The 18,938-nt window shown below is 68.4% G+C and carries 14 protein-coding genes; 5 read left to right on the plus strand and 9 right to left on the minus strand.

Annotation, left to right across the window (positions count from 1 at the left end; all coding sequences use genetic code 11):
* Nucleotides 1-48: 48 nt before the first annotated feature.
* The 3 genes from AB0M73_RS40125 to AB0M73_RS40135 form a co-directional block, all read right to left on the minus strand.
* A complete protein-coding gene (locus AB0M73_RS40125; RefSeq protein ID WP_363902923.1) occupies nt 49-1,542 on the minus strand; it encodes a discoidin domain-containing protein in 1,494 nt (497 codons plus the stop codon).
* Between the two features lie 171 nt (nt 1,543-1,713).
* Nucleotides 1,714-5,256, minus strand: a complete 3,543-nt coding sequence (locus AB0M73_RS40130) for a glycoside hydrolase family 3 C-terminal domain-containing protein (protein ID WP_363902926.1) — start codon at nt 5,254-5,256, stop codon at nt 1,714-1,716.
* An 80-nt stretch (nt 5,257-5,336) separates the two neighbouring features.
* Entirely contained in the window at nt 5,337-8,882 is a 3,546-nt protein-coding gene (locus tag AB0M73_RS40135; protein WP_363902929.1) for a glycoside hydrolase family 3 C-terminal domain-containing protein, read from the minus strand.
* A gap of 151 nt (nt 8,883-9,033) precedes the next feature.
* On the opposite strand from AB0M73_RS40135, the gene AB0M73_RS40140 reads away from it, so the two are divergent.
* Complete coding sequence (locus AB0M73_RS40140) at nt 9,034-10,218, plus strand: ROK family transcriptional regulator (RefSeq protein WP_363902932.1); 1,185 nt, start codon at nt 9,034-9,036, stop codon at nt 10,216-10,218.
* Nucleotides 10,219-10,318: 100 nt separating this feature from the next.
* On the opposite strand, the gene AB0M73_RS40145 is transcribed toward AB0M73_RS40140, so the two are convergent.
* The 4 genes from AB0M73_RS40145 to AB0M73_RS40160 all read right to left on the minus strand — a co-directional run bounded on the left by AB0M73_RS40145 (nt 10,319) and on the right by AB0M73_RS40160 (nt 14,122).
* Complete coding sequence (locus AB0M73_RS40145; protein ID WP_363902935.1) at nt 10,319-11,587, minus strand: ThuA domain-containing protein; 1,269 nt, start codon at nt 11,585-11,587, stop codon at nt 10,319-10,321.
* A gap of 372 nt (nt 11,588-11,959) precedes the next feature.
* Complete coding sequence (locus tag AB0M73_RS40150) at nt 11,960-12,229, minus strand: hypothetical protein (protein ID WP_363902937.1); 270 nt, start codon at nt 12,227-12,229, stop codon at nt 11,960-11,962.
* Between the two features lie 31 nt (nt 12,230-12,260).
* A complete protein-coding gene (locus AB0M73_RS40155) occupies nt 12,261-12,989 on the minus strand; it encodes an aminoglycoside adenylyltransferase domain-containing protein (RefSeq protein WP_363902940.1) in 729 nt (242 codons plus the stop codon).
* Between the two features lie 2 nt (nt 12,990-12,991).
* Nucleotides 12,992-14,122, minus strand: a complete 1,131-nt coding sequence (locus tag AB0M73_RS40160) for a cytochrome P450 (protein ID WP_363902943.1) — start codon at nt 14,120-14,122, stop codon at nt 12,992-12,994.
* Nucleotides 14,123-14,248: 126 nt separating this feature from the next.
* Here AB0M73_RS40160 and AB0M73_RS40165 point away from each other — a divergent pair, with 126 nt between their 5' ends.
* Both AB0M73_RS40165 and AB0M73_RS40170 read left to right on the plus strand, forming a co-directional pair.
* Complete coding sequence (locus AB0M73_RS40165; RefSeq protein WP_363903042.1) at nt 14,249-15,289, plus strand: TetR/AcrR family transcriptional regulator; 1,041 nt, start codon at nt 14,249-14,251, stop codon at nt 15,287-15,289.
* The gene (locus tag AB0M73_RS40170; RefSeq protein WP_363902946.1) at nt 15,276-15,728 is read left to right on the plus strand and encodes an RDD family protein; all 453 of its coding nucleotides are present in this window, start codon (nt 15,276-15,278) and stop codon (nt 15,726-15,728) included. The genes AB0M73_RS40165 and AB0M73_RS40170 overlap by 14 nt, the downstream gene beginning before the upstream one ends.
* On the opposite strand, the gene AB0M73_RS40175 is transcribed toward AB0M73_RS40170, so the two are convergent.
* Nucleotides 15,709-15,906: a hypothetical protein gene (locus tag AB0M73_RS40175; RefSeq protein ID WP_363902949.1), complete on the minus strand. Its 198-nt coding sequence runs from the start codon at nt 15,904-15,906 to the stop codon at nt 15,709-15,711. The two genes, AB0M73_RS40170 and AB0M73_RS40175, sit on opposite strands and share 20 nt — an antisense overlap.
* A 78-nt stretch (nt 15,907-15,984) precedes the next feature.
* On the opposite strand from AB0M73_RS40175, the gene AB0M73_RS40180 reads away from it, so the two are divergent.
* Entirely contained in the window at nt 15,985-16,473 is a 489-nt protein-coding gene (locus tag AB0M73_RS40180; RefSeq protein WP_363902952.1) for a hypothetical protein, read from the plus strand.
* Nucleotides 16,470-17,426: a DUF1152 domain-containing protein gene (locus AB0M73_RS40185; protein ID WP_363902955.1), complete on the plus strand. Its 957-nt coding sequence runs from the start codon at nt 16,470-16,472 to the stop codon at nt 17,424-17,426. The genes AB0M73_RS40180 and AB0M73_RS40185 overlap by 4 nt, the downstream gene beginning before the upstream one ends.
* A gap of 130 nt (nt 17,427-17,556) precedes the next feature.
* Here the strand turns inward: AB0M73_RS40185 and AB0M73_RS40190 are convergent, their stop codons facing one another.
* Nucleotides 17,557-18,702 (minus strand): DUF222 domain-containing protein, encoded by a 1,146-nt coding sequence (locus tag AB0M73_RS40190; protein ID WP_363902958.1) that lies wholly within the window; start codon nt 18,700-18,702, stop codon nt 17,557-17,559.
* Between the last annotated feature and the right edge of the window lie 236 nt (nt 18,703-18,938).

Below are 18,938 nucleotides of genomic sequence, written 5' to 3' on the forward strand. Positions count from 1 at the left end.
GCAAGATTGTGTTGAGTTCATGCCTGCCCGAGAGCGGGACTCGCGGTTTCACGGGGTGCCGTAGACCTGGAACTCCGACACCTGCCCAGCCGGCCAGCCGGTGTTGCCGGTGATCGTCAGCCGCACGTACCGCTGCGAACTCCCGGGCAGCGAGACGGTGACCTTGTTGCCGCTGGCCGGATCGAAGGTGTAACCCTTGCTGGCCACCAAAGTCGAGAAGTTGGTGCCGTCACTGCTGCCGCTGACGGTCAGGGTCTGCGTCCGCGCGCCCCAAGCGGTGGACGGCGGCAGCGTCAGGGTGATCGAGTTGAGTGGGCTCGAAGCGCCGAGATCGACCTGGAGCCATTGCGGGAACGCGTTGTTGACGCTTTCCCAGTAGCTGTTGGCGTTGTTGTCGTTGGCGTTGCCCGGTGGGAAGCCGCCCTGCGACCCGCTGGCGGTCATTGCCTTGCCCAGAGCCAGGTTCACGTCGGACGGGGCCGTCACGGCCGGATCGAACCTGTCAACCCAGTACTTGGTCCGGTCCAGGTACGCCGTCGACGAGGCGGTGCCGGTCTGGCCGTAAGCGCCGTCGTAGGTCAGGTATCCCCGTCCGGCCGGGGGATTCGAGCTGGCCGGCTCGATCTGGGAGCCCTCGTGCCACTCGTTGAACGAGGTCACCGACACCCAGTCCGGACTGCCGCCGATGCTCGGGCTCAGCGCGTTGTTCCACGTCTTGTCGTACTCGGCCCCGTTGTCCCGGTTGACGGTCGGCGTGGTGTTGCCGGGCACCGCGCGGTCGTCGAGGTAGCCGGGCGCGACGGAGGGAGCCCACACCATGCCGTGCTGATGGCAGTACGCGCCGGCATCGGCCCAGCCCGGCGCGGTCGCGGCGGCGATGCCGTCGTAGGTGTACATGCCGTTGAAATGCGCGACCTTGGTGGTGTCGGTGGTCTGCGCGAGCACGATGTTGGCCCCGGTCACCGAGTCGAGGGCGGACCAGTCGGCAATGTTCAGACTGTCGAAGACGTAGAACGCGGGTTTGTTGCCGTGCAGGGGATCCCGGTAGAACGCGGGACTCGATCCGTAGCGGGAGTCGATGTAGTCGACGTCGGAGGCCACGGAGGCGGCGGTCCGGTTGCCGTACGGCTCGATGTGCCAGGCCACCCGGATGCCGTGCCGTGCGGCGGCGGCCAGCACGCCCGAGGCCAGACCGTCCTCATAGGACCCCTGGCCCCACCAGCTGTAGATGATCACGCCGGCCCCGGAGCGGGCGATCCAGGTCATCTGTTGGTCCACGGCCCCGGCGAAGTCGCCGGAATCGTAGGCGCCGAGCGAGGGATAGTAGTTGGCGCCTATGTCGTCGGGCGGGGTGTGCCCGCCCTGGTCCCAGTGCCGGTAGCTGCCGTTCACGGTCGGGCTGCCGTACCAGGGGTAGTAGAACAGCTGGACCTTGTCGGACAGTCCGGCCGTGTTGCGGGCGAGCGCGGGCGGGGCCTGCACGGCGACCAGGGCGCCGAGCAGCAGGGCCACGACGGCGATCAGGCTTCGCAAGCTTCGCATGGCAGGGTCCATTCGGAAGCCGGGGTAGCACGGATGGGAACCGACCATAGGATTCTGAACAGCAAGCTGCAATAGCACGACTATTTAACGCAAGAAGCTGACACTACAGACAATGGGCATGCGGAAGCCCCGCCCGGTCGACAGTGTCCGGGCGGGGCGTCCTGCCGGCCGTCAGCCGACGGCGACCGCGAAAACGTGCAGCTTGGGCTGCCCCTGGGCGGCGACCGAGGTCACGTTGGGCAGGGTCACCACGGAGATCGTCTTGCCGGCCGGCAGCGGGACCGGCGAGTAGTACAGGTGCACGTTCGGTCCTTGCTGGCCGCCGCTGTTGTTCAGGTACGGCAACGTGGCGACCGCCTCCTCGCCGGGGATCGACGTCGAGCCCGACCACCAGTCGTCGAAGCCGAGCGTGTACTGCTGGCTGGTGCCGTCGGTGAAGACGATGGTGCCGGTGCCCGACACCGCGCCGGAGTCGGCGGTGCCGATGAAGCCGAGCTTGCCGCCGGATCCGGTCAGCTGCACCGATTGCCCGCCGGTGAGCACGTTGTCGGGCGCACCGACGGCAGGCCAGGTGAAGGACAGGCCGTCGTGCTGGACGGCCGCGCCGGGCGTGAGGCCGGCGCCGGCGAAGGTCTGCGCGGAGTAGCTGAAACCGCCGCCGTCGAGGTTGCCCGCGCTGGTGTTGTGATCATCGCTGACGCCGGTGTTGTTGTACGCGGCGGAAAGCGACGCGTACGGCACGGAGGTCTGGCCGGAGTCCGTCTTGGTGCCGGCGCTGCTGGACACCGTGGCGCTGAGCGGATAGGTGCCCGGCGTCGCCGTGGCCGGCGCGGTGACCTGCCAGGTGGTCTTCACCGTCTGACCGCCGGCGACCGAGGCGAACGTCGATGGCGTCGTCGCGGTCGCCGTCCAACCGGGCGGTGCGGCGATCGACATCGTCACGGTGCGGATCGCCGCCGTGCCACCGTTGGTGAACGTCGTCGTCGCCGTCCCGCTGCCGCCCGCGGTCACGACCGGCGGCACGGTCAGCCCCAGGGAGTGCCCGACGACGATCACCGCGGTGCCGGTGACGCCGTTGACGGTGGCCTTGATCGTGGCGACGCCGTCGCCCACGGCCCGAAGCAGGCCCTTGTTGTCGACGGTGGCGACCGCGGTGTTGCTGGACGCGTAACTCACCTTGGTTCTGGTCAGATCCACAAAGGACTGATCGTTGTTGACGGCCTCGACGATGTGGTCGGCGGCCGCGTGCTGCTGGCCGGTGTCGTCGGCGATCCACTGGTTCTTGCCGGTCAGGTCGAGCGTGTCGCCGGCGCGGAACTCCACCTGGCCGGGCTGCACGGTGACGTAGGCGACCTTGGGCGTGATCGCCCCGGTCACCTTGGTCTGCACGGAGCCGGCCACATCGCGCGAGTTGGACGCGACCTGGAACTGATAGGCGCCGTTGTACACGGTCTGCTTGGCACCGTCCCACTGGGACAGATCGGAGATCTTCACCGGCAGCGTGATCCGCTGCGACGCGCCCGGCTTGAGTTGGTCGGTCTTCTTGAAGCCGATCAGCCGTTTGATCGGCAGCTGCACGTTCGGCACGGTGAACTGCTGCGCCGCATAGAGTTGCGCCACGGTGGCCCCGGTCGTGCGGCCGGTGTTGGTGACGGTGAACGAGATGTTCACGGTGCCGTCGGCGTTGACCGTGGAGCGGTCGATGCGAGGTTGGGAGTAGGCGAAGGTCGAGTAGCTCAGGCCGTAGCCGAACGGATACGTCGGCGTGCCGGTGAAGTACTGGTAGGTCCGCCCGAGGCCGCCGGTCGCCGCCGGGGCCAGCCCGTAGTCGGCCATATCCGGCAGCTGCGAGTCGTCCTTGTACCAGGTGAAGTTGAGGTGGCCGCTCGGATTCTGCCTGCCGGTCAACACATCGGCCAGGGCGGCCCCCTGGGCCTGCCCGTTGGGACCGGAGAACAGGATCGCCGGCACGCTGCCCTGCACGTCGTCGAGCACGACCGGGCCGCCGGACTGCACCACCAGCGCCGTCTTCGGGTTGCCCAGCGCCGACACCTGCGTGATCAGCGAGCGGTAGTTTCCGGGCATTGCCAACGTGTTCCGGTCATGGCTCTCGTCGTTCACGGCGCTGTCCGTGCCGACGAAGACGACCACCAGGTCGGCGCTCTTGATGTCGGCCTGGGTCTGCGCCGACAGCGTGGCCGGTACGGTCGCAGTGGTGGACGTGCCGGCGGAATCGAAGATCACCTGCGCGTCGGGCATGGCCGCCTTGATGCCGCCCACCGCTCCGACCTGCACGTTCGGCTGACCCGAGTAGTCCCCGAGCGTCACCTTGTTGCCGAGGTCGCCGAGCACCACGACCTTGTGCACCTTGGACGGCGTCACCGGCAGCACGTTGTTGTCGTTCTTCAGCAGCACCAAGGAGTTGTCGGCGACCTTCTGGGCCAGGGCCTGGTGGGCCGGGCTCTGGATGGTGTCCTTGGTGATCTTCGTGTACGGCACGCTGCCGGCCGGGTCGAACTCCCCGGTCTGCATGCGAACCGTGAACAGCCGCACCAGGTCGGCGTCCAGCACACCCTCGCTGAGCACGCCCGCGTTGATCGCTTCCTGGATGTTCGGAAGCGTGTTGTCCTTCTCGTCCCCGGGACAGTTCACCGTGGTGCCGGCGCGCAGCGCGTACGCCTGCCCGCCGGCCGCGCCGGAAAGCTTTGCGCCGGTTGCGGTGTTGGTCCAGGTGGACTGGACGTCCTTGCCGTCGGTGGTGAACCCGGGCGGCGCCCAGTTGTGGCCGTTGGGCGACGTGCGGTACGTGGTGGACACGGCCCCGCAGTCGGAGGTGATGTAGCCGTCGAAGCCGTATGTCCGCTGCGCCAAGGCATTCACCGTGTAGGTGTCGGCCACGGCGGGCGTGTTGTTGATCGCGTTGTACGAGGTCATGAGCCCCGACACATGGGCGTTCTGGATCAGTTCCTGGAACTGCGCGGTGTAGTAGTCGCGGATGTCGGCGTCGCTGGCGTCGGACGTGATGCCCATGCGGTTGAGCTCGACATCGTTGAGGGCGAAGTGTTTCGCGGTCGCCGCCACCTTGAGGTACTTGCTCGGCGTGCCGTCCGTTTTGTTGCCCTGGTAGCCGTCGATGAACGCGTCGCCGATCTGTCCGACCAGGTACGGGTCCTCGCCGAAGCCCTCGTCGGTCCGGCCCCAGCGCGGATCGCGGTCCATGTTGACGGTCGGGGCCCAGTAGGTCAGAGAGCCGTAGCCGTTCACGTCGGGGCCGATGTTGTTGGGACTGACGCCCCACAGGGATTTGTCCAGGAAGCCGCGGATCTCGTCGGAGACCGCGGTCGTCTCCTGGTACGTCAGATCGGGATCCCAGGCCATGCTGGAGGCGAAGTTGGTCGGGAAGCTGGTGGCGTTGACCTGGCCCGCCGGCGGGTTGGTGGAGGAGCCCAGCCGGTTGATGCCGTGCTGACCCTCGTTGGAGTAGATGTACTGCTGGACGCCGAGGCGCGGGATGGCCGGCGCCGGAATCGTCGAGAGCTGGTCGACCTTCTCGGCCAACGTCATGCGGGACACCAGGTCCGCGGCGCGTTCGGCGAAGGAGTGGTGCGTGTCCCGGTAGACCGGCACGGGATCGGTGGCAGCCGCGCTGCCGGTGGTCAGGCCCAGCGCGCACGCAACCGCGCACGCCGAGGCCACAGTCGCCGATAATCGCATGACTTGGCTGCCTCCGTCGGAAAGTGGTGCGGGTGCCCCGCCCGGTCGTCGTTGACCGGGCGGGGCGGTCCGGATGGCCGTCAGCCGACGGCGATGGCGAACACGTGGAGCTTGGGCTGGCCCTGCGTGGCCACCGAGGCGACGTTGGGCAGGGTCACCACGGAGATGGTCTTGCCGGCCTGCAGCGGCACCGACGAGTAGTACATGTTGACCTTCTGCGTCTGCTGCCCGCCGCTGTTGTTGAGGTACGGCAAGGCGGCCAGCACGTCCTCGCCCGGGATCGACGGCGAGGACCACCAGTCGTTGAAGCCCAGCGCGAACTGCTGCGTGGTGCCGTCGGTGTAGACGATGGCGCCGCCGCCCGACGGTGTGCCGGAGTCGCCGGTGCCGATGAAGCCCAGCTTGCTGCCGGAACCGGTCAACAGCACCGATTGTCCGCCGGTGAGCACGTTGTCCGCCTGCCCGTTGCCGGAGGTCGGCCACGTGAAGGTCAGGCCGTCGTGCTGCACGGTGCCGCCTGATGCGACGCCGGCTGCCGCCAGCGCCTGGGCCGAGTAGCTCAGGCCGCCGCCGTCGAGGTTGGCCGCGCCGGTGTTGTGGTCGTCGCTGATGCCGACGTTGTTGTATGCCGCGGTGAACGACGGGTACGGCACGGCCGTCTGGCCGACATCCGTTCTGGTGCCGGCACTTGTGGTGGCCGTGGCGCTGAACGGGTACGACCCGGCCGCGGCGTTGGCCGGCGCGGTGATCTGCCACGTCGTCTTCACCGTCTGGCCGCCGGCGACCGAGGGGAACGTGGCCGGGGTGGTCGCCGTCGCCGTCCAGCCGGCCGGCGCGGTGATCGACATCGTCACGTTGGTGATGGCCGAGCTGCCGCCGTTGGCGAACGTGGTGGTCGCGGTGATGCTGTTGCCCGCCTTGACGATCGGCGGGATCGACAGCGACAGCGAGTGCCCGACGACGATCACCGCCGTGCCGGTGACGCCGTTGACCGTGACCTTGATCGTGGCCACGCCGTCGCCGGCCGCCCGGACCAGGCCCTTCGAGTCGACCGTCGCCACCGCCGTGTTGCTGCTGGCGTAGGTGACCTTGGCCTTGGACAGGTCCACGAAGGACTGATCGTTGTTCGCCGCCACCACGACGTTGTCGGCCGAGGCGTGCTGCTGGCCGGTGTCGTCGGCGATCCACTTGTTCTTGCCGGTCAGGTCGATCGTGTCGCCGGCCCGGTACACCACCTGGCCGGGCTGCACGGTGACGTACGAGATCTTGGGCGTGATCGCCCCGGTGACCGTGGTCTGCACGCTGCCGGCCACGTCACGGGAGTTGGACGCCACCTGGAACTGGTAGACGCCGTCGTACACGGTCTGCTTGGCGCCGTCCCACTGGGACAGATCGGCCATCTTCACCGGAATGGTGATCTTCTGCGACTGGCCGGGCTTCAGCACATCCGTCTTCTTGAAGCCGGCCAACCGCTTCACCGGCAGCTCAACGTTGGGCACGGTGAACTTCTGCGCCGCGTAGAGCTGTGCGACCGTGGCCCCGGCGGTCTTGCCGGTGTTGGTCACGGTGAACGACACCTTCACGGTGCCGTCGGCGCTGACCGTCGACCGGTCGACGGACGCGCCGGAGTAGCCGAACGACGAGTAGCTCAGGCCGTAGCCGAACGGATAGCTCGGCGTGCCGGTGAAGTACTGGTAGGTCCGCCCCAGTCCGCCGGTCGCCGCCGGCGCCAGGCCGTAGTCGTTCATCGGCGGCAGCTGCGAATCGTCCTTGTACCAGGTGAAGTTGAGGTGGCCGCTCGGATTCTGCCTGCCCGTCACCACATCCGCGAGGGCCGCGCCCTGGGCCTGCCCGTTGTAGCCGGAGAACAGGATCGCCGGCACGGAGCCCTGCACGTCGTCGAGGATGACGGGGCCGTCGGACTGCACGACCAGCGCGGTGTTCGGGTTGCCCAGCGCGGCGACCTGCGTGATCAGCGAGTGGTAGTTGCCCGGGATGGCCAGCGTGCTGCGGTCATGCCCCTCGTTGGCCACACTTCCGTCCGTGCCGACGAATTCCACCACCAGGTCGGCGCTCTTGATGTCGGCCTGGGTCTGCGCGGACAGCACCGCCGCGCCGGTGGACCCGGTGGACGTGCCCGCGGCGTCGAAGATCACTTGCGCGCCGGGCAGCGCGGCCTTGATGCCCCCGACCGCCCCGACCTGCACGTTGGGCTGGCCCGAGTAGTTGCCGAGGGTGACCTTGTTGGCCATGTCGCCGAGGATGACGACCTTGTGCACCTTGGACGGTGTCACCGGCAGCACGTTGTTGTCGTTCTTCAGCAGCACCAAGGAGTTGTCGGCCACCTTCTGGGCCAGGGCCTGGTGGGCCGGGCTCTGGATGGTGTCCTTGGTGATCTTCGTGTACGGCACCGAGCCGGCCGGGTCGAACTCGCCGGTCTGCATCCGGATGGTGAACACCGGCACCAGCGCGGCATCGATGACGCCCTCGCTCAACACGCCGGCGTTGATCGCCTCCTGGATGTTGGGCAGGGTGTTCTCCTCGCCCGGGCAGTTCAGCGCGGTGCCGGCCCGCAGCGCCCACGCCTGGCCGCCGGCCGGGCCGGAAACCTTGGTGCCGCTGGCGGTGTTGGTCCAGGTGGAGCCGGAGTCCTTGCCGTCGGTGGTCCAGCCGGGCGGCGCCCAGTTGTGGCCGCCGGTGGGCTGCCGGTACGTGGTGCCCACCGCGCCGCAGTCGGAGGTGATGTAGCCGCCGAAGCCGTATGTACGCTGCGCCAACGCATTCGTCGTGTAGGTGTCCGCGACCGACGGGGTGTTGTTGATCGCGTTGTACGAGGTCATCAGCCCGGACACGTGCGCGTTCTCGATCAGGTCCCGGAACTGCGCCGTGTAGTAGTCACGGATGTCGGCGTCGCTGGCGTCGGAGCTGATGCCGGTGCGGTTGAGCTCGACGTCGTTGAGGGCGTAGTGCTTGGCCGTCGAGGCGACCTTCAGGTACTTGCCGGGCGTGCCGTCGGCCTGGTTGCCCTGGTAGCCGTCGATGAACGCGCCGGCGATCTGCCCGACCAGATAGGGGTCCTCGCCGAACGCCTCGTCGGTGCGGCCCCACCGCGGGTCGCGGTCCATGTTGACGGTCGGGGCCCAGTAGGTCAGGGAGCCGTAGTTGTTGACGTCAGGACCGATGTTGTTGGGGCTCACGCCCCATAACGACTTGTCCAGGAAGCCGCGCACCTCGTCCGACACCGCGGTGGTCTCCTGGTACACCAGGTCCGGGTCCCAGGCCATGCTGGACGCGAAGTTGGTCGGGAAGCTGGTGGCGTGCACCTGGTCCGGCGGGGTGTTGGGGTTGGTGGCGGCGCCGAGCCGGTTGATGCCGTGCTGGCCCTCGCTCCAGTAGGTGTACTGCTGCACGCCGAGTCTGGGGATCGCCGGCCCGCTGTTGGTGGAGAGCTGGCGGACCTTCTCCTCCAGCGTCATCCGCGACACGAGGTCGGCCGCGCGCTCGGCGAAGGTGTAGTGCGTGTCCTTGTAGAGGGGAACGGGATCGGTGGCAGCCGAGCTGCCACCGGTCAGGGCGAGTGCGCAGACCACCGCGCACGCCGAGGCCACTGTCGCCGTTATCCGCATGACTGGGCGCCTCCGTCGTTGGAGAAGCTTCGGTGCGGGGCTGGCGGCGAGGCCATTATGGCTGTCTTTAGCCCAAAATGGCGCCCCGGCTGGACTACGATGCCCAGGATTGTCCGGTAGTGCCCCTAAGTCAAGGTGTTACGGTGACGGCATGGCGCAGGCTCCGCTCAACCTGAGGGAAGAGGGCCGGTTGCGGGTGCTGCAGGCCCTGCACCGCACCGGACACAGCAGCCGGGTGGAGCTGGTCCGGCAGACCGGACTGTCCAAAGCGACCGTGTCCACGCTGGTCGCGGACCTGATGGCGGTCGGCCTGGTGCGGGAGGACGACGAGCCGCCGGCCTCGGCCAGCCGCACCGGCCGACCGGCTCAGGGTCTGTCGCTGGTGCCGACCGCGGCGTACGCGTTGGGCGCGGACATCGGGCACCAGCACGTGCGGGTGGTGCTGTGCGACCTGCTCGGCACGCCGCTGTGGGACCGGTTCGTGGTCAAGGAGGTCGACCGGGAGCCGTCGCAGACCCTGGACCTCGTGGCCGACCTCGTCTCGCAGGCGTTGCTGGACAACGACATCCCGGTCGAACGGGTGCTGGGCATCGGCGCCGGCATCGCCTCGCCGGTCGAGCGCAGCGGCGAGCTGGGCCGGTCGATGATCATGTCCGCGTGGGCCGGGCTGCGGCCGGCGTGGGAGCTGGAGCGGCGCACCGGGCTGGTCGGCCTGGTCACCAACGACGCCAACGCCGGCGCGCTGGCCGAGCGGCTCTACGGCGTCGCCCGCGACACCGGGGACATGGTGTACGTCCGGCTGTCCGCCGGCATCGGCGCGGGCATTGTCGTTGACGGACAACTGATGCTCGGCGCACGGGGACTGGCCGGCGAGGTCGGGCACCTGCTGGCCGAGCCCGGCGGGCGGATCTGCCGCTGCGGCAACCGGGGCTGCCTGGAGACGGTGGCGAGCCCGGTCGCGGTGGCCGAGCTGCTGGCCCGCAGCTGGGGCGAGCCGGTGACGCCGCTGGACCTGCCGCGGCTGGTGGCCGAGGGCAACCCGGGGGCGTGCCGGGCCATCGAGGACGCCGGCGAGGCCGTCGGCCGGGTGCTGGCCTCGGTGGTGACGCTCGTGGACCCGGAACTCGTTGTGGTGGGCGGAGATCTGGCCTCGGCCGGCGAGCTGATCCTTGCGCCCGTCCGGTGGAACATCCGCAAGCACGCGCTGTCGCTCGGCACCCGGCAGGTGGACGTGGTGGCCGGTGAGCTGGGGGATCGGGCCGAGGTGCGGGGCGCCGCCGGCATCGTGCTGTCCAACGCCCCCCGCCTGCTCGCCACGGCCGCCAGCGCGGCCTGACGGCAAGGGTTATGCAGGGAAGGACGCCTTACCCTCGTTCAACGCGGGTAAGGCGTCCTTCCCTGCATGGGATCAGGGATCAGGGATCAGGGGGCAGGGGTCAGGGCTGCTGTTGTAGGCGGAAGGACTGCGACGCGATGCCGGTGCAGGTGGCCTGCGTCAGTTGCGTGCCGTCGCCCGAACCGGACGCCGTCAGGCACTTCTGGGTGGCCATGCTGGTGAAGTGCCAGTAGCCGCCGGGCTCCTGCACCGCCTGCCACTGCTGGTTCGTGCCGCCGCCGAAGGCCCACAGCTGGATGCCGGCGCCGTCGGAGGTGGAACGCCCCGACACGTCCAGGGACTCCGCGGTGTTCGCGCGGTTGTTGACCCGCAGCCACGGGCCGTTCGTGCCCTGGAACTGGAACTGCTGCGCGGTGCTGTTGTTGCAGGTGTACTGCTGGATCACCGTGCCGTTCGTGGTGCCGGCGCTGCGGGCGTCGACGCACTTGTTGTTGCCCTTGTTGATCACGGTGAAGAAGCCGCCCGGATTGATCTGGTCGGTGGGGGCGTCCGTGGGTGTGCCGCCGCCGAGCCAGAGCAGGCCGTCGATGATGAACTTGTCCTGGACCGGGTCCGCGAAAGTGGACGACAGTGGCGTCTTCGTCGTGTAGTTCATCGCGTCGTGGCCGAAATTGGCGTACAGCATCTTGTACTGCTTGTTCGTCCACAGAATGGGGTAGTAACCGCTGTACCACGACTGGGCCGGGTCGGTGCCGACCGGGAAGCTCGACGCGTCCACCGAGGCCAGGACCTGGATGTTCGGGTTCTGTCGCAGGTCGTTCTGCCAGCTGTACCATTCGCTCACGCCGGCCATCCACGTCGTCGGCAGGCGACGGGTGGCCGCGTGCGACGAATCGGTGTGCAGAATGGCCGTCGTCGGGAACCAGGTGTTGTTGTTGAAGGTGCCGGTTCCCATCAACGTGTTGTTGAACCATGGCCAGCCGGTGCCGGAGTCGTTGTAGGCCGACACGTGCCAGCCGAAATACGCGCCACCGTTCTGCATGTAGTGCTGGAATCCGGCCCGCTGGCCGGAGTCCGTCGGCACGTCGTCGAGGAACATGACCACAGTGGCCTGCGCCGTGGTCAGGCTGGTGAGCATCGACCAGTTGTTGGTCTGCTGGTACGAGAAGTTGTACTGCGCCGCGACCTGGGGGAACCAGACCGCCGCCTCCTTTTCGAATGCGATGTGCGCGTCGTCGTAGGTGCCGCTGTAGAAGGCGATGACCTTGAACTGCGGCGCCTGGGGCGCGGCGGGGGCGTTGGCTGCCGTGGACAACAGCAACACCATGGACAGCGCGGCCACGACCGCGCGCGCGAGTCTCGATTTCACCTTGACTGGACCCTTTCCGTTCAGGGCGACGGGTAGGGGCCGTCCGAGCTGGCGGTCTGCGGGCGACGTGCAGTCAAGGAAGCATAAATCCACCACTTAGTTCAAGACTCTAATTAGGGGAGCGCGGCCGTTTGGCGCAACGGATGCGGCCATTGCGCCTTTCGGTCCCGGCAGTGTTTCAGAAACAGTGTTGTCGACCGTCTGAGTGCATTCACGGCACCCAGCCAGGCGAATGCACAAATTTTACGGAAGTAATTATCAGCCCGTTGTGCGCGGGCCCCAAGGCGCTGTGTCCGGCGGTCCGCCGACTCTGCCCGATCCGTCGGGCTCAGGTCGCCGCGAACGTGATCACCAGGGCCGCGTCGAACAGGATCAGGCCGACGGCCTCGCCGGCCACTCGGACCAGTCGCCGGCGAGGGCGTCGAGCAGGATCGACACGGCCGTGAGCAGCGGCGCGCCGCCGAAGCCGAGGAAGATCCAGCCATTCTGGATCGCGGCGTTGACGCGCTGCATGGTCTGCACGCGGACCGCGTCGTCGGCCAGCCGCAGCCCGGGCATGACCGCGCAGCTGAAGGCGTAGAACAAGCCCGCGCCCAGGCCGGTCGCCACGGTCGCGAGAACCAGCACAATTTTTCCGACCATGCCCGGAGTCACGACCCCGGGACGGTTGCGGTCAACCGAAACTGGCGATTGCCTCTTCCAGGTAGGCGACCGCCGCCGCCTGGCGTTCGAGGTCGGGCGGGCCGCCCTGGCCGATCTGGGTTGTCCGGTGCCGCAAGGCTTCCTCGATGACCGCCCGGTGCTCGGGGAAGGCCTTGATGGCATGGTGCCCGGCGCCGCACTTGGAGGTGATGTTGCCCGTGACCAGTGAGTAGTGCAGTCGGCTGATGCCCAACACCGTCCAGGCGATCGCGGCGTCGTAGATGAGGTCGGACGGGTCGTCGAGCCACTGCCGCCAGTAGCTGTTCGCGTTGCCGCGCACCCATTCCCGCAGCTCCTCGGGATCGGCGTGCACGTCGAGCTCGGCCGGGCGCGGCCCTCGAATCGTGACGCCGTAGTTGGCCAGCGTGATCCACTCCACCGGCGACCGGCCCTCGTCGCCCGTCTTCAGCTCGCCTTCCAGCTGGAAGTGGCCGGGCGGCACTTTCGACGGGCTGGTGCGGAGATCCCCGAAGGTCACGTACAGGCCGTCGAACTTCTCCAGCCCCTGATGCACCTTCCGCAGCAGTTCGGGATCCGGGTTATCGGCGACCGCCACGAAGTCGACGTCCGAGACCTCGTCGTGGAAGTCGTCCAGGGCAACGGATCCGACCAGGTACAGGCCCTGCAACAGGCCTGGACTCTCGCGGTCCATGCGGTCCGTGTAGCGGTCGACGAGATCCTGGGCCCGCGGTGGCAACATGATCACCAAGTTACGCCGAGGCTGGCCAGCCGCCAGTTGCCGGGATCGGGCGTGCGCACGGGATCGCCGTCGAGGCGGAGGCCGGGGAAGCGGTTGATCAGGGCCGTCAGCGCGACTTCGGTCTCGATGCGGGCCAGCGCCGCGCCGAGGCAGAAGTGCGCGCCGTGGGCAAAGGCCAGGTGGCTGAAGGAGCCGGGCGTGCGCGTGACGTCGAGGCGGTCGGGGTCGGGGAAGACCGCCGGATCGCGGTTGACCGACAGCATCGACACGGTCACCTGTTCCCCCTTCGGGATCGGCACGCCGCCGATCTCCACGTCCTCGGTGGTGAAGCGGGGCACCGTCAGCAGCTGGGGGGTGCACCAGCGCAGCAGTTCCTCCACCGCCCTCGGTATCAGCTCCGGATTTTCCTTCAGCAGAGCCATTTGCTCGGGATGCCGCAGCAGCGCCTCCACGGCGTTGGCGATCAGGTTGCCCGGAACCTGGCCCGCCAGCACGAGATGCCACACCAGCACCACGAGCTCGTCGTCCGAGGCCTCCGACCGCGTCAGGTCGGTGAGCAGGTCGTCGCCCGGTTCCGCGCGCCGCCGGGCCACCGCGGCCTTGGCCCCGGCGATGACCTCGGGGATCGCCTCTTGGAACGCCTGGCCCTGGCCGCTCACCACGGCGACGCCGACCCGGCGCCACATCGGCCTTTCCGTCTCAGCGATGCCGACGACGTCGCAGATCACCTCGATCGGCATCGGATGGGCGAAGTCCCGCACCAGGTCGGCCGGCGGCTCCAGGCCGTCGAGCAGCTCGTCAACCGTCCGCTCGATCCTGGGCCGGAACTCGGCGGCCCGGCGGGCCGTGAAGGCCGGCGCCGCGAACTTGCGCAGCCGGGTGTGGTCCGGGCCGTCGATCTCGCCCAGGTTCGGCGTGTCCGGCAGGCCTTGTGGCCGCATCGCGTAGCTGGCCCGGCTCAGCCGGAACCGGGGGTCGGTCAGCATCGCTCGGGCGTGCTCGTGCCGGGTGACGATCCATAACGTGCCGAGCCCCGGCACCTCCATCGTCGCCACCGGCGAGTCCGCGCGGGCCGCCGCGTAGGTGGCCACCGGATCGAGCATCACCGCGGGGTCGGCGGGGTCGAGCTGCATGGTCGCTCCATTCAGATGATGGGATCATATGTTTCTACCATCTGAGTGGTGACGGTATCTTCGCGGCGGGCGCCGGCGCAAGAGTTCGCCGGTCGCGGCGGCGGAGTACGGCGGGCGAGGAGCGGCATGGCGCGGCTGACCAGGGCGGAGGCGCAGGAGCTCAACCGGAGCCGGGTGCTGGCGGCGGCGAGGGCGGAGTTCGCCGAGCGCGGGTTTCGCGAGGCCAAGGTCGACGTCATCGCCGAGCGGGCCGAGCTCACGCGTGGGGCCGTGTACTCGAACTTCCCGGGCAAGCGGGCGCTGTACTTCGCCGTGCTGGCCGAAGACGCCGAGCGGGCTCTTCTGTCGAGCGATCCGGAGATCGGCCTGACGCCCCGGGAGGCGCTGGCGGCGTTCGCCCGCGCTTGGGTGACCCGGCTGCCGCTGGTGAACGACCGTGATTCCGCGCGCCTGGGCTTGGACCTGATGCCGGAGGTGTTGGCGTCGGAGCAGACGAGCCGGCCGTTCGCGCAGCTGAGCCGCTTCACCGCGAGCCTGCTGGGCCTGGCCCTGGAACGGCTGGATCCGGCGGCGGGCCGCCTGGTCCGGGTGGCGGAGTCGGCGCTGACCATGCTGCACGGGGCGAGTCAGCTGGCGGTGGCCGCGCCGGGCTTTGTCGAGCCGTTCAACGTGATCACGGCTTGCGCGGCCATGCCGGACCTGGGACTGAGGGACGTCTGGCCGGAGCGGCCGCCGCTCGTGCCGCCGGTCCGGGCCGTGGACGAGCCGTGGAGCCCCCCGGCGGCAGTGGACCTGTTGACCGGCGAGCCGATCCGCGCCGGCAAGGGCGTGGTGGCCATCCTCGGACTGCACCGCCTGTCCGCCGCCGAGGAGATGATCCGCTCGGCCACGCCGTCCGACGAGGTGACGATCGCCTTGGTCACGGCCGAGCCGGCCGAGCTGTCCGCGTTGGGGCGCTTGGTGATCGCCGACTTCCGCTGGCACCTGCACCATGCGTTCCCGCGCACGGCCTGGCCCCGCGTGCAGATCGTCTCGGATTCCGGCTCCCTCGCCGCCGCGGCCGGCGTCGCGTCCATTGTGGACGGAACTGAGGTGGCGATTCGTGTCCGCGACGGGCGGATCGTGCGGCGTGCCGAGGGATTTGGGGCCTGCTATGCCGTCTGTTGAGACCTACGACCGGACGCGCGTGGTGGGGCGGCGCTGCGTGCAGTGGCTGCTCGACCGCTTGCTTGTCGCCGTGCCCGCGTTGGCTTTGCTGATCGGCTCGGTGATCGCGATCTCCGGTAACCGGTCGTTGGTGTTCGTGCCCGCGACCCTCTTCCTTGTCACCCTGTTGGTGGGCAACCTGGTGGTCGACGTGTGGGTGCCGAACCACACCTGCGGCCGCACGCCGGCGATGAGGCTGTTGGGCCTGCGGATCATCACCGAGTGGGGCGGCGCCCCGACGCTCGGCACGTATGCGATCCGTTGGCTGCTCCAGACCGTCGACGGCTTCGCGTTCGGCTTCGCCGGGTTGCTTGTCATGCTGCTCAGCCCTCGGCACCAGCGCGTCGGCGACCTGGTGGCGCGCACCTTGGTGGTCCGCGTCACCGCCGACGCTCCGTGAACAGTCCGGTGACCCCTTGCACCACCATCGCGACCCCGCACAGCGCCACGACGCCTTGCAGCACCAGTTGTTCCGTGCCGGTGCCGTACCAGCCCTGCGTGTATCCGATGATCGTCAGCACGGCGATCACCGATCCGGCCGTGATGCGCAGCCATGAGGTGCGAAGCTCTTTGGTCATGACATCGATCTTCGCCTTCGCCCGTGGTCGCCGCCTCGATCCGGCGAGTGGTTCCGTCTCAGACTTTCGGACGATCTGATGTGGTCCTGGGACCAGCGCCTGTTCGACGAGGTCTGGCTGTCGCTGCCCGCCGAGCAGGCCGCCGACGCCCGTCACCTGCTCGATCACGGCGAGTCCGCGCTGGCCTTCGACACCGCCGTCGGCTATTTGTACGGCCTCCACGTGCCGATCACCCCGTCGTTGCGGCAGCGTTTGGCCCAGTCCTCTTCGCGTCCCGATGAGGCCTTGCTCCATCTGCGTTTCTGCCCGGACGTCGACCAGCGGCGTTGGCGCGTGGGCGAGGACACCTGGGAGGGCCTGGAGTTCGAGGAGCGCCTGCCGGGCCGGGGCGATGTCGCTTGGCTGGCGTGCAACCGTTGCCCCGAGGCGCTTTTCCGGTTCGCCTCGGTCGCCGCATCGATGGGCCGTGTGCCCTACCGGTGCGGAATTCGCGACGCCGCCGGCGTCATCACCGTGTTCACTACCTCCGACGATGCCTTGGACCACTTGGAGAGGTGCTGGTCGTGAGCACTTTGGCCGTGCCGCCCTTGTTCGCCCGCTTGGCTGGTGCACAGCGGATCCTCATTGCCGGCGCCGGCGGCGGTTTCGACGTCTACGCCGGCCTCCCTTTGGCGACTGCTCTGCGCGCCTTGGGAAAGCAGGTGCACTTGGCCAACCTGTCGTTCAGCAACCTGGACGGCTTGGACATCGACTCCTGGGTCGAGCCCGGCCTCGCCGCCGTCACCCCCGACAGTCTCGGCGGCGCCGGCTACTTCCCCGAGCGCACCTTGTCCCGTTGGCTCTCGGCTCGTTCTCTTCCGTCCACTGTGTACGCTTTCCCCCGCACCGGCGTCCAGCCGCTCCGCTCCGCCTACGCCACCCTCGTGAGGCGCCTCGACCTTGACGCCATCGTCTTGGTCGACGGCGGCACCGACATCCTCATGCAGGGCGACGAGTCCGGCATCGGCACTCCCGAGGAGGACATGGCCAGCCTCGCCGCCGTCGCCGGCCTGGACGGCATCGACCGTCTCGTCGTCAGCCTCGGCTTCGGCATCGATTCCTTCCATGGCGTCAGTCACGCCGACGTCTTGGAGAATCTCGCCATGCTGCAACGTGTTGGCGGCTACCTCGGCGCCCTCTCCATCCCTCCCGACTCTCCCGAGGCCGCTGCCTATCTCGACGCCGTCTCCCACGCCCAGTCCTCCACCCCTCTGCGTCCCAGCATCGTCAACGGCCAGATCGCCGCCGCCGTCCGTGGCCAGTTCGGCAACGTTCACGTCACCTCCCGCACCTCCGGCAGCGAGCTCTTCGTCAATCCCCTGATGGCCGTCTACTTCACCGTCGACCTCCTCACCTTGGCCCGCCACGTGAAGTACCTCCCCTCGCTGGAGAACACCCGCAGCATCACCGAGATCGCCTACGCCATCGAGGACTACCGCGACACCGTCTCCCGCCGCCCTCGCCGCGCCCTGCCCCACTAGCCTCGCCGCATTCCCGTGCACAGGGCCGCCGCGCAGGCCTCGCGGTCGGGGGTGGCGCGCATCGATCCCTTTGCTGCTAGCCGTTCCCGGGCGCGGTCGTAACCACCGCCGGCTCACGGCGGTGCCTTCTCTAGCCCGCGTCCTCTAGCCCGTCGGCGAACATCGGCCTGTGGTCCACCATCGTCACCGTCCACCGGCTGTGGTGAATGAGCCTGTGGTGGGCTCCGCACAACAGCACCATGTTGTCCAGGCTGGTCGGTCCTCCGTTCGCCCATTCGACTACGTGGTGGGCGTGGCACCGCGCCGGTTCGGTCTGGCAGCCCGGGAACGCGCAGGTGCCGTCCCGCTCGATCAGGGCCTTGCGGATCCCCTTCGGGGCCGTCCGCTGCTGCCGCCCCACATTCAGGATCTCTTTGCCGGCCCCGAGCACCAGCCGCATCACCGTGCTGTCACACGCGATCCGACGGGCCTCCGCCGCGCTCATCACACCGCCGCCTTCGACCTTCGCCACACCCGTGTTGTCCATGAAATCCTGGAAGGACATCGACAACGTCAGGTGCGGCCGTTCCCCGCCCTGCTCGGGCAGGCCTTCGCTGCGGGAGGCCAGTTCGATGATCTCCGCGAACGCATCCCCCTGCCGCTCGGCGGTGGTGCGGGGGTCTGTGCCGGAGGTGGGCTTGGCCAGCGCACTGAGCATCGCCGCGATCTTCGCCCCGTACTCCTGATCAAGCATTCCCCAGAACACCATGCTGCCGTCCAGCTTGCGTTCGAAGCGGAACTCCAGCTTCGGCTCCCGCAGTTCACGGTCGTTCGGGGCTTTGCCGTCCTGGTCGAGGTGGAACAGGATCCGCTGCGCGATGTTCTTGAACTCGCCCTCATCGAACTGAACGTTCTCCAACAACGACGCCTCAACCCGGTCCCGCTCGACCGCCGGCGCTATCCGCAACGTCTCGTGGATGATCTTCAGATGCTCCCGGTCCAACTCCCCAGCGCGGCCTGCTTCGCGGATCGCCTGGCTGTGGAACAACTCCGCGTACCGAAGCCGCTCACGGGCTTCCCTGACCGTGAGCCGCCACCGCAGCACCATTGTCGACACGATCGAGGTCCGGTCTTCCTTCGACCGGCACGAGCGGTCCCACACCTCCCACACTCGCTCCAGCTGCTGGATGTAGAGCGCGCGATACTGGGTTTCGGCTTCTTCGCCGGCTTGCCACAGCTCCAGTTCGCCGTGCTGCCACCCTTCGGTGTCGGCAGGGAATTCAGGATTCGCTGACATACCCCCATTCTACTACCCTTTTGTGATCGATTTCCGTTACGCACCAACCTGTACACGATCGTGGCGACCTTCATTCCCTTCGCGGGAAAGCGCTTTCCAGCTTCCCCTGCAACGCTTCCCTCTCCATGATCCAACCCCCACCCTCCGACCCGTCCCAAGCCTTCTGTAAACACGCGTACCCGCCCACCCGATGTCGCGCAACGCACCCCGCTCACCCACCCACCTCGCGCCCCCTC

It is taken from the genome of Kutzneria sp. NPDC051319 (assembly GCF_040682195.1).
Taxonomy (GTDB): domain Bacteria; phylum Actinomycetota; class Actinomycetes; order Mycobacteriales; family Pseudonocardiaceae; genus Kutzneria.

Excerpts from the sequence above, each read along its gene's own strand:
- AB0M73_RS40125 (WP_363902923.1), bottom strand. The coding sequence starts at position 1,542 with ATGCGAAGCTTGCGAAGCCTGATCGCCGTCGTGGCCCTGCTGCTCGGC.
- AB0M73_RS40130 (WP_363902926.1), bottom strand. The coding sequence starts at position 5,256 with ATGCGATTATCGGCGACTGTGGCCTCGGCGTGCGCGGTTGCGTGCGCG.
- AB0M73_RS40135 (WP_363902929.1), bottom strand. The coding sequence starts at position 8,882 with ATGCGGATAACGGCGACAGTGGCCTCGGCGTGCGCGGTGGTCTGCGCA.
- AB0M73_RS40140 (WP_363902932.1), top strand. The coding sequence starts at position 9,034 with ATGGCGCAGGCTCCGCTCAACCTGAGGGAAGAGGGCCGGTTGCGGGTG.
- AB0M73_RS40150 (WP_363902937.1), bottom strand. The coding sequence starts at position 12,229 with ATGGTCGGAAAAATTGTGCTGGTTCTCGCGACCGTGGCGACCGGCCTG.
- AB0M73_RS40155 (WP_363902940.1), bottom strand. The coding sequence starts at position 12,989 with ATGTTGCCACCGCGGGCCCAGGATCTCGTCGACCGCTACACGGACCGC.
- AB0M73_RS40160 (WP_363902943.1), bottom strand. The coding sequence starts at position 14,122 with ATGCAGCTCGACCCCGCCGACCCCGCGGTGATGCTCGATCCGGTGGCC.
- AB0M73_RS40165 (WP_363903042.1), top strand. The coding sequence starts at position 14,249 with ATGGCGCGGCTGACCAGGGCGGAGGCGCAGGAGCTCAACCGGAGCCGG.
- AB0M73_RS40170 (WP_363902946.1), top strand. The coding sequence starts at position 15,276 with ATGCCGTCTGTTGAGACCTACGACCGGACGCGCGTGGTGGGGCGGCGC.
- AB0M73_RS40175 (WP_363902949.1), bottom strand. The coding sequence starts at position 15,906 with ATGACCAAAGAGCTTCGCACCTCATGGCTGCGCATCACGGCCGGATCG.
- AB0M73_RS40180 (WP_363902952.1), top strand. The coding sequence starts at position 15,985 with ATGTGGTCCTGGGACCAGCGCCTGTTCGACGAGGTCTGGCTGTCGCTG.
- AB0M73_RS40190 (WP_363902958.1), bottom strand. The coding sequence starts at position 18,702 with ATGTCAGCGAATCCTGAATTCCCTGCCGACACCGAAGGGTGGCAGCAC.